Here is an 18,006-nt window from a genome sequence, read left to right as displayed (position 1 = left end):
ACAACTTTCGATCTTTCTCGTTTGAGTTGAGGACTAGAGTTTCAGCCGATAGAACACCACACCGTTGGTTGAAACAACCGGCATCGTGACCGAATTCGTGGTCGAAGATCCCGGCACATCAAACCAGTTGGAGCCCAACCCAACACTGACTGAGTTTGTCTGCACTTGCAGTGTCCAGCCGGTGTGATCCGACGGCCATGACAGGGTCAGGTTCCCGCCCGCCACAGTGGCCGTGATGTTGGTGGCGTTGGGATTGACTCCGCTCGTGGCAACCACCGCGATCGTTCCGTTTATCGCAAGCTTGTTGGTCCATTGGACATTGCCGCCGGACAAAGGCGGCAAGGTCACTGTGGCAAATGAACTGCTAACGGGACCGCTAAACAATGTGAACGTGTCACCAGCAACAAGGCTTGTCGTGCCCATGTTGGTCACGATCAGTGTGGCCCCCGCGTTGATAACAATCGCCGAGGCATTGAGCCGGTCGCTTGAAGGAGAAGCGGAGCGGTCGAGTTTCATCAACGCGGTCCCGCCGATGGTGGCAGTGCCACTCGCTGTGAGGGTTCCGATGGAAGCCGTCAGCACGCCGCGTGATGGAATGCCAGGCGCCAGGTTTCCTCCGGGTTGAATGGTGAGCGGACCTGCGATAGAGCCGGTGCCACCAAGCGTGCCGTTGGTGCTAACGGTGGTGGTCGAGTTGCCGATCGCCCCATTGACAAGCAGCGTTCCTGCGGCAACCGTCGTCGTGCCGGAGTAGTTGTTGTTTGCGGTCAACACGACAACCCCGACATCTCCGAAGACGCCGTTAAGCTGAAGATTGCCACTGCCACTAATCTGAGCGTCCACAAACAGTGTTTCCGCGGTCGCCGCCGAACCCAGCGCTCCCAGGTAACTGGTCGATCCCGCGTTGAGTGTGATATTGCCTGCCAGGGTTTCAGTAAAGTTGTCACCAGCCCCGACAGCATAATCCACCACGCCCCCATTCATTACCATGTTCGGAACGGTTATTGCCTGTCCATTGGTGCCCTTGAGTATGAAACGCCCGCCCGCATCAATCGCCAGAACGGTTCCGCCGAAGGTATAGGCGCCGGCATCCGCCGGAGAGCGCAGCGTGAATGCGCGGGTGACATAGCCGTTGGGAGTCGAAGGCGGATTGCCATCCTGCCAATAACCGGCCGAGTTGAAACTGGACGTGCCCGGTAAATCGGAGGCAATTAGCGGGATCCAGGTTGAAATATCAACGGACATGACCACGAGATCAATCGACGTATTGGCCGCGTTATTGGATAAGCTGGCGACAACTCCGACAGGCAGGCTTCCCAACTGGAAATTGTTCAGGTTTGCCAGCGGCGTGCCGGTGTAATCCACTAGTGTGAACTGGCCGACCGAGAATCCGTAGCCATTCACGTTGACAATGGTTGTGCCAGAGGCGGTGAGACTGCCGCTGACATTCAACGCCGCGACGGGAGAGCCGGACACGACGCCGAAATTAAAGTTCAACCCCGAATTGCCCGCCAACTTCAAACTCGTCGCGTAAATGGATGACCCTCCTCCGTTCACTGTCAGGCCTAGGGCTCCATTGGTAAGCGTCAGGTTGTTCAGGCTGGAAACCGAGCCCGGGAGCAGATTCAGTGCGCCGCCTGTGACGATGGTTGGCCCCGTATAGGAGGCATTCCACTCCGCCAAGGTCAACGTGCCGGCACCCCGTTTGGTGAGACCGCCGTCGATCGCATTGTCACCAGACAAACCACTGTGTTGCAAAGTTGAATCGACGGTGAGGTTCAATCCGGCAGTATCGATCACCGCACCGCCATTGCGGACATTTACCGTGGTAAGGTTGGTAATGAGGCTGGTGTTGTCATCGTGCGCGATCAACACACCACCGTTCAAATTCAAGATGGCGTTGACAGCGGTGGACGAGGTGACGCGTGCCGTGCGGAGTGATCCGCCGTCCAGGTTGTAAGTTCCCGCCGAACCAACAAAGCGCGCGAGGTTCACATCGACGCCGGCGTTGACCGTGCCGCCGCTCTGGTTGAAGGTGCCGACGCCCCCTGCCCCGACTCGAATTGCACTGGTCGCGTTCAGAATACCGTTAACCATATTATAAACACCCACACCGCCGATCGACGTCGTGTCCACGCGACCACCGACGGCAAACGTGCCGGTTGCGGAGCTGGTTTGCGTCACCGTGCCACCGGTTTGATTGACCGTGCCACTGGCCGTCGAACCCGCTGCGTTGGCCGAACCAATGTAGAACGAGCTCACCGTGAGGCTGGCATTGTCCTGGATATTCACAGTGCCCACGGACGCGCCAACATCTCCTACATTGAAGTCGCTGTTGTTGGTGAAGCTCGCGGTTCCTTTCAAGGTCAGCGTGCCGTTATCGGTCCCAACATGACCAATGCTGCCGAAGTTGTTCAGATTCACCAACCCGGAATCGAGCGTCAAAGTGCCGGAACCAACGTATAGATTGCCAGAGATATTGTTGCTACCAGTCATCGTGAACTGGCCAGTTCCGGTTTTGGTCAGTCCGAGTGCACCTGACATATTGCCTGAGAACGTGGTGTTGAGACTGTTGTTGAGTGTCAGTGTTGGCGCATTCGTGGAGACAGTTACCGCGCTGTTACCAGACAGGTTGGCAAAAGTCTGGTTGGCGCCGATGCTGAAGGTGCCATTAGAGAGAACCGTGCTGCTGGCGAACGTGCCGGGCACATTCATTGTCACTGAACCGGCACCGATTTTAGTCAATCCTGCCAGGGAGTTGATTTGGCCGGCACCTTGGAAGGTGTAATTCACGGAAGCATTATTAATGGTGACCCTGGCTGGGGTTGCTGCGTTGCCTAACAGTACCAGTCCGTTACCGGAATCATTAAAGGTAACCGCATCACCCGGTGGCACGTTCTCGATGTAAGTCGTCGGCAGGGCGCCAATGAGCCAGTTGGCCGTCGTGTTCAAGTCCCAGAGGTTGGGCGAAACGTTGTTGGTCCCGGTCCAGACGATTCCATTACCGACCCCGGAAACGGTCACATAGAGAACTTTGTTGACCACATCATTGGAAAGGGTTGCCGTCACGCCCCGCGGACCGGCCACCGCGCTCGCAAACGCTCCGGAAAGGGTGCCGTATTTGAGGACCGGGAACGAACCCACCGCAAAACTGCCGCCGATGCGGATCGCGCTGGTACCACTTACCGTGACCGTGCCCGCGTTGAGGGCGGCATTAGTCGGGTTCCCCGTCTGACTGTAGGAGAAGTCCAACATCGTCGCTCCGCCGCCGCCCAGAATCAAATTACCGATCGTCGCGCTGTTAGTAACGAAACCAGCAGAGACACCGAACTTGGCGCCGTTGCCAACCACAACATCCCCGGCACCTTGATATGCTGGTGTGATGAACAACTCGCCGTTGTTCACGGTGGTCAATCCAGTATAAGCATTCGCCGCGTTCAACGTGGTGGTTCCGGAACCGTCTTGGACCACCGAACCAATGCCGGTGATTGGGGCGCCGCTGAAATGGACGCCTTGAACGAGTGCATTGGTGCGGTTGAACTTCAAGGTGCCGTCGTTAACGATGGCCCCGCTGGTGGAAAGCGACCCGTTAGTGCCGCCGTTCCCCAGTTGCATGGTGGCCCCCGGGGTGATCGTGGTGCCAGCGCTGTACGTATTGGCGCCGCTTAAAATGAGCGTGCCCGTGCCTGCCACCGTGCGGGCACTGGCCCCACCCAGCGCCCCGCTAATCTCAGTCTGGGGATTGTTTACCGTCAGGGTCTTTGCAGTCGCATTGCCGGGCGGGGTTGCTGTAAATTTGAGATTGCCTGTGCCGCCGAAGGTCGTGTCATGTCCGAAGTTGATGGCATTCGTAATGGTGTGCGCCGTTCCATCCACCGATTGGATGGCTGCTCCGTTAAAATTGAGCAACCCCGTGCCCAGGGCCCAATCGCTGCCGATAGCCAGCGTGCCCTCCTGGATGTTCACGCCTCCGTTGAACGTGCTGGCGCTTAAAAGCGCCAGTGTGCCAGGGCCCATCTTAGTTATTCCACCGGCTCCACTGATCGCTCCACCAACGGTCAATGTATTCCCGTTGACCATCACGATGCAGGTGGATGGCAAGCTTACCGGACCGTTGCCAAGATTCAGGTTATAGGCGGATCCGGCGTACGTGAAGTTGCCGCCCCAGACCTGGGCGTTGTTCGGCAGCAGCGTCACATTGCCGCCGCTGGTATTGTCAATCGTGGTGCCTGCCGCGAGGGTCAGTGTTCCAACGCCAATGGCGGAGTTGGCGCTGCTGGAACCGCCGTTGTTGATGTTCAACTGACCCGCGCTCAAAGTCACGCCGCCGCTGAACGTGCTCGCTCCAGAAAGGGTCAAGGCACCGTTGCCCGTCTTCGTCAACGCGCCGGAACCGACGATTACACCGCTGTTGTTCAACTCCACCCCGCCGACACTGACTTCCAGTGTGCCACCACCAGCGCCCACGGTGGCGCCACGGTCGGTGCTGGTTGACCCACCGGTGAATTGCAGAGTGCTGTTATTCAGGACGAGATTGGCTGAAGCAACACTGGCTGCACCAATGTCGCTGGGCTGCCCGCCGTTGGCCAGGGTCCCAATACTCAAGATGCCGCCATTGATGATCGTCGCCCCGGTATAGTTGTTGGCGCCACCAGAGAGGGTAAGGCTGCCGTTATTGGCCTTGGTCAAACCACCGCTGCCTCCAATGCTGTTGGCTCCGCTGGAGGTGATTGAATACGGCAATGAACTGTTGTTGAAAATCATGCTTCCGGGCTGCACGGGCGCTGTCACCGTCACGCTGGTGGTTCCCACAGCGCTGTCGTCAAACAGCACCGACTGACTGTTGGCAAAGATCGTGGCATTGCCAGTCCAGTTGGCAGTAGAAGTATCCCAGTTTCCATTTACCGCGCCGGCCCAGATGTCGGATACTGCCGCAACATTTAGGTAGAGGGTATTGCCGCTAACAGAAAAGTTTGCCGTCAATCCAGGTGAAATGCCCAGCGTGAACGAACTTGCATTTGCCGGACCGCTGCCAGTCCAGTGAATCAATGGATAACTATTCCCGGCGGTAAACGTGCCGGTGTTGATATTGACCGTCACCTGCCCGCCCACCGAGAGCGAGCCGGTGTTGATCGGCGCGATGGCAGTGCTGTTCACACCGTCGAATTCCAAAGTGGTCGCTGCACTGGTTCCCAGCGTCAGGGAGCTGGGTGGGAGTTGGCTGCCAGCAGAAACCGTGATGCCTAACTTGGCTCCATTGGCCACGATGATTGCGCCCGTGCCGGTCTGGGCAGAGCTGACCACCAATTTGCCCGCGCTGACAGTAGTGCTGCCGCTATAGCTGTTCGCAGCGTTCAAGATGGTTGTGCCATTACCCACCTGAGTAAAGGAACCATTTCCTGTAATCGGGCTGCCGCTAAAATCAGTGCCTTGAGTAACCGTGTTGTTGCGGTTGATGGTCAGGTTTCCGTTGACCGCCAGTGTATTGCCGCCGACAAGTGAGCCCCCCGTACCTCCATTGCCCAACTGCAAAGAACCGCCGCTGACTGTAGTGGTGCCAGAGTAAGTATTCGTGCCCGTCAGGGTCAATGTTCCTGAACCCACCTTGACCAGATTGCCACCGTCCGTCAGAGCGCCGGTGTAGGTGCTGCCGGCGTTGTTGCCGCCAACACTCAACGTGACCGGCGAACCCGCTGTATCCGTCAGGGTTTGAGATGCTCTACCCGTCAATGCGCCGACATTGAAGTTCCCCAGGTTCACACCAGCAGCAAACGACACCGGACTGGCTTGAGAGGAATCCAGGTTCAGCGTCGCATTGCTCAGGGAGTTCAGGTCATTAAGCTGCAGGATGCGATTGACCGCGCTCGCGATGATATTGCCAGTCCCGTTCGAAACCGTGATGGTGCCGCTGTAGGGATTGGGTGCGCTTAATTTCACAACACCGGTGTCTCCCCCGGCATTGATGACTGGCCCAGACACCTGCAACGCCCCCGAACCACTTATCGGAGCTGTGAACTCCAGAGTCTCGAACCTGGCACTGCCATTGGCCGTCCCGGCAAGTGCTCCGACGAATGACGCCGCATTGACACTGACATTGCCGGCAACCGTCAAAACGCTGTTGTCGCCGTTGGCTCCTGCCTGGTCTAGTGTGCCGCCATTCAGGATAAGGTTGGCTACCGTGATCGTTCCAAACGTCGTATTGTTGGCGGCGTTATTGCCGATCTTACCCAACAGGCGACCACCCGGATCAACCGAGAGAGAATCTCCGCCGAAGACATAATTATTACCAGAGGCAGTCGGGTTGGGAGTGCGCAGGGTGAAATTTGTCGTGTAATAGGCATTCCCAACCGATGGCACCGCGCCATTACTCCAGTTGGTTGAACCCGTAAAACTCGATGTGTTGGCCGCATCAGTCGTCTTCAACTTAATATCAGCAGCCAAGGAGGCCTCAATGCCTCCCAATAACAACGCCCCCGCTAAAAGCGGGACTTTCACTGAAGGACGGAGCCAATTTGAGGTCGGCTGTGGCTGTGTTTGGTTTGTGGGATGGATTGAGTCACGCTTGTTCATATGAAGTGGGGGCTTTCAGCTGGGAGTTGTTCCATTCTTGAAGATTGACAATTTTGCGCATCCCGAGCCATTTTAGACAGCTATAATCGCCGTGTAAAAACGCTGGTGCTTCGCAAAAAGGCGAGGCAACCCATCTGATGCATTGTTTCATGTAAAATATGATGGTTCTAACTTTAGTTACGTATTCCATCGGAAAAACCGGAAAAAAATTTTCAAATTTTTCACATTTGTCACATTTTGCTCAGGACAGGCGACCGTTAAGGATTATTTCTTTGCTACAAACCACTGTAGGGACAGAAATCGAGAGCATGAAGCACGGGAGTTCCAAATTGACTTGCCTAAGACCGCCAGTATTATTGGCTCCTCAACCCACGAATCGAATCTGCCGTGCCGATCGACATGCTGAACGATGATGTAAAAAGTGAGGTAACGCAGGTTTTGCAGGCCATCGGCCAGAATAGCCGAACGTCCGCAGAGCTTCTCCCTTTGGTTTACAATGAGTTGCGTCAGCTTGCGGCGGCGCGAATGTGCCAATCAGCCGCGCAGACGCTTCAGGCTACCGCCTTGGTCCATGAAGCGTGGCTCAGGTTGTTCGATGGCAACTTGAAAGTATGGCAAAATCGCACCCACTTTTTCCGGGCAGCAGCGCAAGCCATGCGGCAAATCCTTATAGACCGTGCCCGCCAAAAAATGAGCCTGAAGCGGGGTGCCCGGCCCGTTTACGTCAGCATCGACGATGTAGACATCGCGGAAGAACTGCCCGAAGAGCGGGTCTTGTTCATTGATGAAGCGTTGCAACGGCTTCAAAAAAAGGATGCCGAACTGGCCCAAGTGGTGACGCTGAAGTTTTTCGCTGGCCTGACCAATGCCGAGGTGGCGGAAATGACCGGAGTGACAGAACGCACGGTCCAGAACAAATGGACGTTCGCCAAGGCCTGGTTGATCAACGACATCGAGGAAGAGCTAAATCGCGCCCAATAACCCTGCTCATGCACGCGGGAAATTCCAAAGAACAGGCATTGTTCACCGCCGCACTGGAGATTTCCGACCCCGGCGAGCGCGAGTGTTTTTTGGAACATTCCTGCGCTGACGACGCCAGACTGCATCAGGAACTCACGAAGTTACTGGCAGCCCACGCCAAAAGTGAACGTGTATTTTCGCGCGGCGTTTCTCGCCTTGTATCGGAAGCCTGCAATGGCCTAAGGAAAGCTGCCTTGGCTGATGTTGAAACAGAGGCGCTAGAAAAAATCGGCTCCCGGATAGGCAAGTATACAATTGTGGGTCTGCTTGGCGAGGGCGGTTGCGGCCTGGTCTATCTGGCCGAGCAGGAAGAACCGGTTCGACGGCAGGTGGCCCTAAAGGTCATAAAGACAGGCATGGATACCCGGAGCGTGATCGCTCGTTTCGAGGCGGAGCGACAGGCCCTGGCGCGGATGGATCATTCAAACATCGCCAAAGTGCTCGATGCAGGCGTGACGGACCGCGGCCGCTCATTCTTCGTGATGGAATTGGTCCAAGGCGTCAAAATCACGACGTTCTGCGACGAACATAATCTCGATGCCCGGCAAAGATTGCAGATCTTCATCCAGGTTTGCCAGGCCATCCAGCACGCGCATCAGAAGGGTATCATCCACCGTGATATCAAACCGTCGAACATTCTCGTCAGGTTGCAGGACGGCACGCCCATGCCGAAGGTGATCGACTTTGGCATCGCCAAGGCAACCGAAGGAACATTGTCGGAGTTTACCGCCTTCACCACCTATGGGCAGTTCATCGGCACGCCTGCTTACATGAGTCCTGAGCAGGCGCAGTTGAGCGGGCTGGATGTGGACACGCGCAGCGACATCTATTCGCTCGGCGTCCTGCTATACGAACTGCTGACCGGGCGGACACCCTTTGACCAAAATGAGTTGGTCAACTCCGGTTTTGACGAAATGCGGCGGACCCTACGTGAACAGGATCCCCAGCGGCCTTCGATGATGTTGACTTCAATGTCGAACGCCGATTTGACCACCATTGCAGAACGCCGGTGCGCCGAGCCACCGAAACTCATCAAATCCATACAGGGCGACCTGGACTGGATCGTGATGAAGGCATTGGAAAAGGATCGGACCCGCCGCTACGAAACCGCGAATGCGCTGGCGATGGACATCCAACGGTATCTCAACCTGGAGACGGTTCTGGCTCGTCCACCGAGCCAGCTTTATCAATTTCGCAAACTGATACGCCGCAACAAGGTGGTATTTGCATCCGGCGCAATTGTAGTCCTCACCCTTGTCGTTGGCTTGGGGGTTTCCACCTGGTTGTTTCTCCGTGAACGTGAAGCGCTCCGAGTGCAGGGACATTTGCGACAGGAAGCAGAACAGGCACGCGCGAATGAGATGCTATTGCGCCAAAAGGCGGAGGTACGCGAACGCGTGACTCAAGCAGGCGTCCTGGCCAGTCACGGCAAAATGCAGGAAGCAGACGATCTCCTGGAACAGGTTCCGGCCAAGCTGTTTTCTCCGTCCATGGAAGCGACCACAGTTTTTCGCGAACTGGGAGGTTGGAACACGCTCCAGGGACGCTGGAAGCAAGCAGCTGATCGCTTCTCAGTTCTGGTGCAAGTCAATCAAGTGGACAAGACCGACCAAAGCGACCGGGCCACCAGTGATTTGCTGTTGGCCGCACCATTACTGATCGAGGCTGGCAACCTCACCCGTTACGACCAAATGCGCCGGATGGAACTGGCCCGGCTTTCTGGCACGACCAATCTCATCGCCGCTGAGCAACTGCTCAAGACCAGCCTGTTGGCGCCGGCCGAGCCTTCAACGATGGCGTTGCGTGACCCGCTGGCAAAACTGCTCGCCGATTCGCTCGACAGCAAAAATCCAACTGTTAACGACGCCTCTTTTAACGCGGCCTGGCGTGCGCTCGCACTTGCGTTGCTGGAATATCGGCGTGGTAATTTTATCGCCTCCGCAGATTGGCTAAAAAGATGTTCCAATTATCCAGGCCAGGCGCCCTCCTGCATTACGATCACGCATATTCTATCGGGCATGACCTGGCTTCAACTTGGTAATGCACAAGCTGCCGAAACAGAATTGAATCTCGGACGAAAACTGGTTGAGAACCACTTCGCCAAGAAACTGGAGCTTAGCGATAGCAAATCCGGTCTGTTAGCAGGCTGGCTCACCGCCCATATTCTCCTGCGAGAGGCGGAGGAACTTTCATCAACCCATCGTAAACACGCACAGTTAACTCAAAACGACGAGTGACCGCATAAGCAGAATTGCACGCGAACAACCTGCGCGCTGACAATTTCGCTGACAGTTCCAGTAACACCACGGTGATATCCTCCAAAACCCAATGAATTGGGTGGAGACGAGGGTCGGAATTGACCAGGTTGCACACCAATTAGGGATGAATTTGCCTTATTTCCGGCATCAACCAAGCCATTCTGCTTTTAATCAAAACGTATCCACTTTAATCCTTTTACTCACAATTTCACTCACACCTTGGAAGAGTTAAGTTTGCGGAGTGGTATTGCAAAAAAATTTAAAATACAAAGGAAGCCGATAGCCACCCTCAGGTGCGTGCTTAAAGGAATGCAATATTTATGGGGTGATTCGATGAAATTTAACTTGGACAGCATACTCGCAAACAAGTAATCAACCTGTTTTTCAAGATTGGAAAATGAAGCAAAAAAACTCCAATAAAGCCAATATTTAACCCACCCAAACCAGCTAATTCGGACAGCAGTGTGCCGAACTATTAATTCTTCAGCACACATTACCTTCGATTGCGGGCGGCTTATCAGACCTCTTAGGAAGCCTTGCGATTTCCCGCTTAATAGACCAAGTGACACCGCCCACAAAGCCAAGACGTCTTTTCGATCTTTTGCCATACTCCGTAGCGTAATCATTCCCTCAACTGCTAAATTCTATGATAACACCCACATCAAACGAAGCCCAGGAAGTTACCCGGAATAAAAAATTCAGGAATTGCTTCTCTAAAACGGTACAACAAAAAATAGGTAGAACAGTTTTATCCAGAACACGCCATATTGCTTCATTGGCTGCAGGCGTGGCTCTGATACTGGCGGCTACAGCGTTGCCCTCCCACGCAACAACTCAAACTGTAAGCTATAGTGGCTACGCGGGATTCAGCTCCATCACTTACCAAAGCCAATTCTATGGTTTTGCATCCCTCGTAAACCGCCCCCTCACTGAGGGTGTGCAGGCTTATGACTATGCCGTTAAAATACTCCATACCGGGGAGGATACTGGTTACCGCAAACGTGCATTCTGGCTTGGGCGTTGGAAGCAATCTGCCTACGGCTATGACGGGGATCATATCCTTCAGATCACCTCCGGTGATGGTGCTCCGAATACATGGTCAATGTGGTATGGTCACCCCGATGTTTATGTTGGCTGGGAAGAATTTGGCGCCAATACCTGGTGGGCAGGCAACATTGGCGATCCCAATGTGGTGTTCAATCCTGCCAATAATACATGGATCATGCTTGCACAGCGCCAGATTGATGCCGGCATGCCCTGCGATTACGGTGGAACCGCGCTAATGGCTTGCGACCGCATCCAATATCTTTCCAGCGGTAATTGTGCCTATCCCTGGTCAAAAAAAACTGATCGAGGGGTGGTCATCAACCTGACAGATCCTAGACGCACTGCTCTCCATCACCCCGAGCTCATCTATGTTTCTGGAGATGCCCAGCCATGGTGGTTGTATGTGGGAGCCTCGGTAAACGGCGTTAATTTAGGATACCAGCGAATGAAATCGGCTGACCCAACGACATTCGATTGGAACACCCGTGAAACCTCCAATCAATCCCAATTGGGTAATCAGATCGGTTATCTGAATAACTGTCCTGGAGGAAGACTTTTCATGAGGATCACTTTTGTAGATAATGGCGCCGGTCGCACCGTCCCAAGCATGCAAATTTCACGGGATGGATTGAATTGGGATTTTGGAGCGAACGGTCCCTTGAAGATGGAAGGTTCCACAGATAATCTTCACAACAAGAATTGTTACTTTCTGGGAATGTCCACAATGAGCGGACAAGGCCCCATATACTTTTTTGGGGGCAATCACTGGCAGGTTTTGTATGGCGCAACCACTGCCAATTCACCCGGCGGTTCTGATATTCTATATTCTGAAATTGGAAGCGGCCAGGCGAACATTTACGTAAATCCTTAATGACCGAACCGGCGGACAAACGGGTCCGGAGCGTTCCGGACTCGTTTTTTCCAGCACAACCAAGTCGTAATCGCCGGCCGTGCCATGTCAGTTTGCCCATTCTTCAAGACTTTACTCGAGTTATTCAGAACCTTCACTTCCAACCAAAACATAAGACCCTACGATTATGTATCTACTGCCTAAAGTGATTATTCTTTGTGCCATGGATTTATTTCTGTTCTCTCGCCCTGGCTCTGCAAACGCGCAAACACCCGTACCAGCAACCAACAACTCAACCTCTGTCGCGTTAACATCCAACCAGGCCTCGACACTCGAAAAATTGTGGGAATCTCCAGGTAATACCGTGGTTGGAGTTGTTCAGGGAGTAAACATTACGAAAGATGATCTGCTCAAAGATATGTGGCTTCAAAATGCTCCCGCGGCGCTGGATGAGTTACTCAGACAAAGGGCAGTCAAGTGCGCCGCCGAAAGTGCAGGAGTAAAAATTACAACCGACGATTTCCAGGCGAAGGCAAACGAAGATATAAAGCGAACGCATTCTTCCAATTTGAATGAAATGTTACAGCATCACAATACAACGCCAGCCCATTACCAGAGGATTTGCGAAGGAAACATGTTATTGGAAGCCTACATTCGCCAAAGCATCATGACGATTGACGCGAAGGATTATGCTGATTGGGTCAAGGTCAGATACATTTACATTGCCGATGCCGGTTATAATAGTATTCCAGCAAAAAAGGAACAAACCTCAATCGAAACGAAAAAAAAAGCAGATCAAATCCTCACGAAAATCAGGAACGGAACTGATTTTGCAAAGCTGGCGGATGAATTTACCGACTCCCCGGAAAATGTAGTGGATGGAAAAAAACAAGGGGGCTATATGGGCTGGAGGGCCCGCAGTTGGACGCAGTTCACACCCGCTTTCGAGGCAGCAGTTTTCAAATTGAAGCAGGGCGAGGTCAGCGAACCAATACGATCCGACTTTGGATATTATCTGGCCAAAGTGGAAGCAACCGGTTTGGAAGTTAAAGACAAAGACCCGGAATTAAAGAAACTAATTGCCGATGGAAAAGTGCGTCCGCTCATAGATTCAACACTCGAAAACATTTGGTTGAATTCCAGAATGGACAACCGACTTAAATAGGCAGGGTGGCCGCCACGGTTCTGCACAAGGTGGTGACTCCAAGCAAGGTGCGCTTGAATTACACATGGAAGGAATCAATGGAAGCATTATGACTGGATTTACCGGCCGGGCCTCTCTCGAGCAGACGGCGAGCCTGTTCGGCGAGCAGTTCGAGTCCTCCCTTTTGCAGGCGGGGTTTGTTATAGAACAACATGGACCAGGAAACTTCGTACCCATGTTCAAGATAGGCTTCAGCCGAGGCCAGGTAGCCAATCATGCCATTCGCGCAACCCATCGTATAAACCGGGCCGTCAGCCTCAGAGCTCACCAGATCGGTAAAACGAGAGAATATTTCTGCGTTGACAGTCAGAACCGTCGCCCGTCCCAATGACAAAATGCCAAGCACAGCCTGCAGATGGGGCGGTTCGCTCCTCTGGTGGCGTTGGAGCATGCTGGTGCGCCACGTTTCAATGGCTTTTGGAAATTGAACACCAAACTCGCGGTGCCCAGCTGCATCGGCAAGACATTCATCGGCATATTTTTCGATGCCTGATCCGCTCCATGACTCCAATGGCAGATCTACAGTAACGGTGGTCATCTTGAGAGCGCTTGCCGCCGGTTCATCAATATCCAAGGGCGCGCTCAGCAGGCCCGACAAAACACTTTGGGCGATGTGTCGCCCCCATTGATAGGTTTGTTCGGGCGTCACGCCAACCTGAGGTGGATTGATATTGCCGCATGCCCCAGAAGAGACAATGACAACAGGCCGACCAGGTAACGCCGCAGTTAAAAACCGAGCCGTTTCACCTGGCCAATCGCCACTTGCCAGTGGTTCTTTGAGGCTTACCGGATGCATTGAGTAGGAAAGCATCACCGCTTTATACGAACCGTCTTTCCGTCGCCAGCCAAAAGCCCCCACCCTGGGATCAGTATGATTGAAGGCGGAGTTGAGCCTATCCACTCCAAGCCGACATTCGCCTTCGGTGGACATCAGATGACATGTTTCGATATTTTCTACTGCCACCCAAACCGCCTCCCGGAATTTATCTTGCAGCCAGACGACGTATCCGGCATCCACTTTCCCACAACCGGTCAGTTGGATGGTGGCAGGACCGCTATGCGTGTGGGTGGCGGCGACCACCACTTTGGTGGCGGGTATGCCAAGTTCTTTGACCACCCAATCACGCAGATGACTTACGGTCGTGTCATCGAACGCCAGGACATCCCCATGAATCCATAATAACTTCTCTGCGCCTTCCTCGAGATACAATACCCGCACCCACAATGGATCCAGCACGCGCTGGCATGGCTGGGCACGCACCGCAAAACCAGCGAGGTCAATTCCGGGCTGCGGCGAGATGTTTATCTGAGCAGTACCGACTTTCATAGTTTGGCTTTCATCCAGATAACATCCTCATCCACAGTTTGCCTGGCTTCCGTGAATTCACCTGGAAACTCTTTTGTCAAACGTAATGAAATGTCTTCCAGGTGACGCACAAAATCATGCGCTTCCGTTCGTGAATCCTGACTCCCTGCCAGTTCTTCAAACTTTCTTCGCACCGGATTTTCCCCTGTGCCACCACCGGAAATGAGAAATCCAGGATAGGTTTCGACCAATTCCTTGAGCACCAGTTGTTGTGATATGGTTTGTGCCAGCCCAAGAATGGCCTGCCCAATGGAACGATCCGGGTCATACCTCCAAGGATTGTAGGAATAATCTGCGCACGTCGCCAAAGGGATGCGATTTATCTCATTCTGCAGTGCCATGGGATTGCTCATGTAACCATCAGCCACTTCGCATAAATCAGCAGCCCGCCCGCTAAGCGGCCCCAAATGCAAAGTGGGAGCGCTGTCGTTGACCGGATAATTGTCCCATAAAAACAGCCGATGACGGACAACTCCCTTGTAAGACTCAGCTGCCTTTCTGGTTATCTTTTGGTCCGCAACTCCATCTCCAGTCCAAAAAATGTAGACCGCTGGGTCGAGATCATTTCCGAGAGCCTGAAGGTAAGCGTGGTCCGTCGGATTGGTTCCATCACCTGAATAAGGTCCCGGGCAGAAGATCATTTGAGCATCCGGATCCTTTTGGCGCAGCCGCTTAATTACCGTGTTCACCAATTTGGCGTGCTGCGTACCGCCGACAAGCGGCCCCTTCCCAGTCCAACTCACATCGTCGAGCGAAACACTGAACCAGTGGACTCCCTGGCTTTGTGCCCAGTCAAAATTTTGATAAAGCTCATCCACCTCTTCAGGCTTGCTGAAATCAAATGGGCGCGGAGAGCTGAGTTGAGGATGAATCGCAAAACAAAATGTAATGCCATTCTCCTGACATGCATGAATCACCCGCGCGTAAGCCTCCTTTTTTGCATCCGGCAATGGCTTCCACCATTCATTTGTCCATCTCCCGATGTGATTGGAAGGCGAGGTAAACATCGAGATATAACAATTCATCAGAAAATTCATTTTGTAACGGACCAGAAAGGGTATTTCTTCCAGATACTGTTTCTCTGTCCAGGCCCAGCCTTTCGTGCCCCGGAATTTGAAACCTGGCTGTGGATGATCGGCCGGCAACGGCTGCGGAAATGGGCGGACTTCCTTTGGTAATTGAATCTGTAATGTCGCTTCTTTAATGCGGGAAAGTTTGTAATCTTTATCGGCTATGGCGCAGCGGGCCACCATGAACCATGGCGGCTGTCCCGTATTGCCACTGGCTTCGAGATTGCTGATGACAAATTGGTTGGTCCCCGAATGCAGCGTTCCACGAGGAATGAGGAACTGACGGGTTTGCCATCGGCCATGTGCAAAACCATTTGACCCAACCAGCAGTTCACGGTCATTAAGCAACATCCGAATACGACACTCGCGTGGAGAATCGTCGTTCATGGCTTCAATCAGCAAAGAAAGCGGCTCTGCGGGTGATTGATTCAGTTTGAACGAGGCTGTCATGCTGGCCGCCAGCCTTGTCGGCTGCGCATAGACCATGTTAACGCCCTGACGCGCATGGAAACTTGAACCAAACAAAGCGCGGCCGCCACCCTGGAAATTAGTTCCGCACCCTTCAAATAAGGGTGCCGCGTTGGTAATATCAACGACCGCAAGGAGGGAGCTCACAACCAACACCACACTCTTCAATTTCAGTTTTTGAATGCACACAAGTATAATTGCTCGCTTCTTGATTTCTGAATACTGTCGATTATCACGGCACTTCAGACGTGGGCGCCTTGTTTAGCGTCTTCTCCAGTTCAACTGTTTTTGTCTCTCTAGCTTCCGCTTCGGGCTGGAACATCCGGTGTACCAGCCACCCTCCCAATAGACAGGCCGAGAGAATTCCCCCAACCATCCTGGACCAATCGCCTACAAAAATAGCATTGGTCGCCAACACCAGGCCTAAACAGGACAGGATGCCCAGAAGGCAATTCAAAACCACCCCCCGGAAAAGCGGCTGTGTCGTCGCAGTCAAACCGATGCGATTACGGATTGGCCCCCAGAATCCCGGCGGGCGACAACGCTCATAAAATTTGGCGAGCGTCTCAAACGACTCTGCAGGCGTGAGCAGGGTGGTAATGATTAATATCACAAAGCTGAGCCCAAAGAGCAGGCTGAGTCCCTGCCAGATCGGGTGCTTGGATGCGTCCTGAAAATCAAATTTGAACCAAATCAAAAGAGACAACGGCAGTCCTAGAATAATGGCTGCCAATTCCCCCCAAACATTGAAGCGCCACCAGAAGAAACGGAAAAACGCCAGCGGTAGAAGGAAAATAACCATCGCGGAATTGATGAAGATAAACCAACCCAGCATTTGTTTGACGAAAAGAATGGCCACCGCGCTTGCCGCCGCGAAGAGGACCAGCGTGGTGAGGCGGCTGACCCAAATTTCGCGCTTGGGCGTGGCATGAGGGTCCAGTGGCCTATAAAGATCATTGATGACAAAGCTGCCGCCCCAGTTGATCAATGCGCTGAGTGTGGAAGTGTAGGCGGCCACCTCGACGGCAATGAGCAAGCCAATGAATCCATGTGGCAAATGACAGCGTTTGATTACCTCTGCCCAGCCATAAACGGGATCCTGGATAACAGTCATGCCCTCGGGCGGCGGGCCCTGCGTCAGGCCAGCAGGCCAAAGAAGGGACAAGGCGACCAACCCGATGCCAATGAGTGGCAGTATGCGAAAGGTGAGAGCCAGGAAACAGTTGAATAATTGTCCCGCCATGGCATGGCGCTCGTTGCGAGCCGCCATGAACCGTTGCGCAGTCGAACCTTCCCCTGCTGTGGGTGAACCCGCAAAAAAGATGCCTTGCAACACCAAAATCAAAATCGTCAAAAGCCCAATCGAATTGGAGGGTGACGACGACACCACGGGAGGCGTTTGGGCTAATGCTTCCGGGCGGACCATGGCGATATGGGCCAACAGGTGCGACCAACCACCATGTTGGGCGACGGCCATGAACATGAACACCGTGCAACCCACCATGAGAATACCAAAATGCAGGATCTCGGTCACTACCACCCCCATGAGACCGCCGAACATGGTATAGATAGCAGTGGTACCGCCGAAGATCAGCAGTATTTGCAACTCGGACATCTGCACCAGCGGTGCAATTGTCCTGGCGAAAAATCCGGTGATATAGCCGATTAACAACACCGAGAATCCGAAACAGCAAACTATGGCATAAATCTTCCGCGCAAATTGAGCCGGGCGTCCACCATATCTAAGCGTGATGAGTTCAGCCGTGGTCATGATACGCATCCGCCGCCACATCGGCGCCCAGATGATGGCCACAAGCGGCATCCAAATGATCCAGCAAGACCACCAGAGCCAATTCGCGGCCAAACCGTAGGTAAGCACCAGCATCACGAAAGCACCGCTGCCGGATTGATACGTTGCCGTGTTGGAAATGGCGATGGCCCACCACGGAAGGTTGCGGTCACCGGTGAAGTAGCTGATGGCTCCATTACGCGACGATAACCGCATCACGCCCATGCCTGCGACCATCGATAAGACAATGACCAATGCCACAACCGCCCAATCAAGCCCGGTCATGGCTGCCCACCTGTTTTTTCGGCAATGACAGGGGCCATCGCACTAGTACTTTTGGAATTCATGGACCAAAATTATCATT

General features: G+C 53.6%; 8 protein-coding genes. 4 read left to right on the top strand and 4 right to left on the bottom strand.

Annotated features, from left to right (window positions below; genetic code table 11):
* Window positions 1-33: 33 nt before the first annotated feature.
* Window positions 34-6,495, bottom strand: a complete 6,462-nt coding sequence (locus tag CFLAV_RS01690; protein WP_237712349.1) for an autotransporter-associated beta strand repeat-containing protein — start codon at window positions 6,493-6,495, stop codon at window positions 34-36.
* Between the two features lie 474 nt (window positions 6,496-6,969).
* On the opposite strand from CFLAV_RS01690, the gene CFLAV_RS01680 reads away from it, so the two are divergent.
* The 4 genes from CFLAV_RS01680 to CFLAV_RS01660 all read left to right on the top strand — a co-directional run bounded on the left by CFLAV_RS01680 (window position 6,970) and on the right by CFLAV_RS01660 (window position 12,910).
* Window positions 6,970-7,551: an ECF-type sigma factor gene (locus CFLAV_RS01680; protein ID WP_007412851.1), complete on the top strand. Its 582-nt coding sequence runs from the start codon at window positions 6,970-6,972 to the stop codon at window positions 7,549-7,551.
* Window positions 7,552-7,559: 8 nt separating this feature from the next.
* The gene (locus CFLAV_RS31575) at window positions 7,560-9,827 is read left to right on the top strand and encodes a serine/threonine protein kinase (protein WP_007412850.1); all 2,268 of its coding nucleotides are present in this window, start codon (window positions 7,560-7,562) and stop codon (window positions 9,825-9,827) included.
* An 808-nt stretch (window positions 9,828-10,635) separates the two neighbouring features.
* Window positions 10,636-11,766: a hypothetical protein gene (locus CFLAV_RS01665; RefSeq protein WP_150107218.1), complete on the top strand. Its 1,131-nt coding sequence runs from the start codon at window positions 10,636-10,638 to the stop codon at window positions 11,764-11,766.
* A 166-nt stretch (window positions 11,767-11,932) separates the two neighbouring features.
* The gene (locus tag CFLAV_RS01660; protein WP_007412847.1) at window positions 11,933-12,910 is read left to right on the top strand and encodes a peptidylprolyl isomerase; all 978 of its coding nucleotides are present in this window, start codon (window positions 11,933-11,935) and stop codon (window positions 12,908-12,910) included.
* A 58-nt stretch (window positions 12,911-12,968) separates the two neighbouring features.
* Here CFLAV_RS01660 and CFLAV_RS01655 read toward each other — a convergent pair whose 3' ends face one another.
* Genes CFLAV_RS01655 through CFLAV_RS01645 form a run of 3 tightly spaced genes read right to left on the bottom strand, consistent with a single transcriptional unit; the run spans window position 12,969 to window position 17,927 of the window.
* Window positions 12,969-14,276, bottom strand: a complete 1,308-nt coding sequence (locus CFLAV_RS01655; RefSeq protein ID WP_007412846.1) for a hypothetical protein — start codon at window positions 14,274-14,276, stop codon at window positions 12,969-12,971.
* The gene (locus tag CFLAV_RS01650) at window positions 14,273-16,042 is read right to left on the bottom strand and encodes a beta-N-acetylglucosaminidase domain-containing protein (RefSeq protein WP_007412845.1); all 1,770 of its coding nucleotides are present in this window, start codon (window positions 16,040-16,042) and stop codon (window positions 14,273-14,275) included. Before CFLAV_RS01650 ends, CFLAV_RS01655 begins: the two co-directional genes overlap by 4 nt.
* Window positions 16,043-16,085: 43 nt before the next feature.
* Entirely contained in the window at window positions 16,086-17,927 is a 1,842-nt protein-coding gene (locus CFLAV_RS01645) for a sodium:solute symporter family transporter (protein WP_007412844.1), read from the bottom strand.
* Window positions 17,928-18,006: the final 79 nt, after the last annotated feature.

The organism is Pedosphaera parvula Ellin514, from assembly GCF_000172555.1.
Lineage (GTDB): Bacteria > Verrucomicrobiota > Verrucomicrobiia > Limisphaerales > Pedosphaeraceae > Pedosphaera.
The sequence above is the reverse complement of the archived record's forward strand: the minus strand, read 5'-3'. Positions and strand labels throughout refer to the sequence as shown.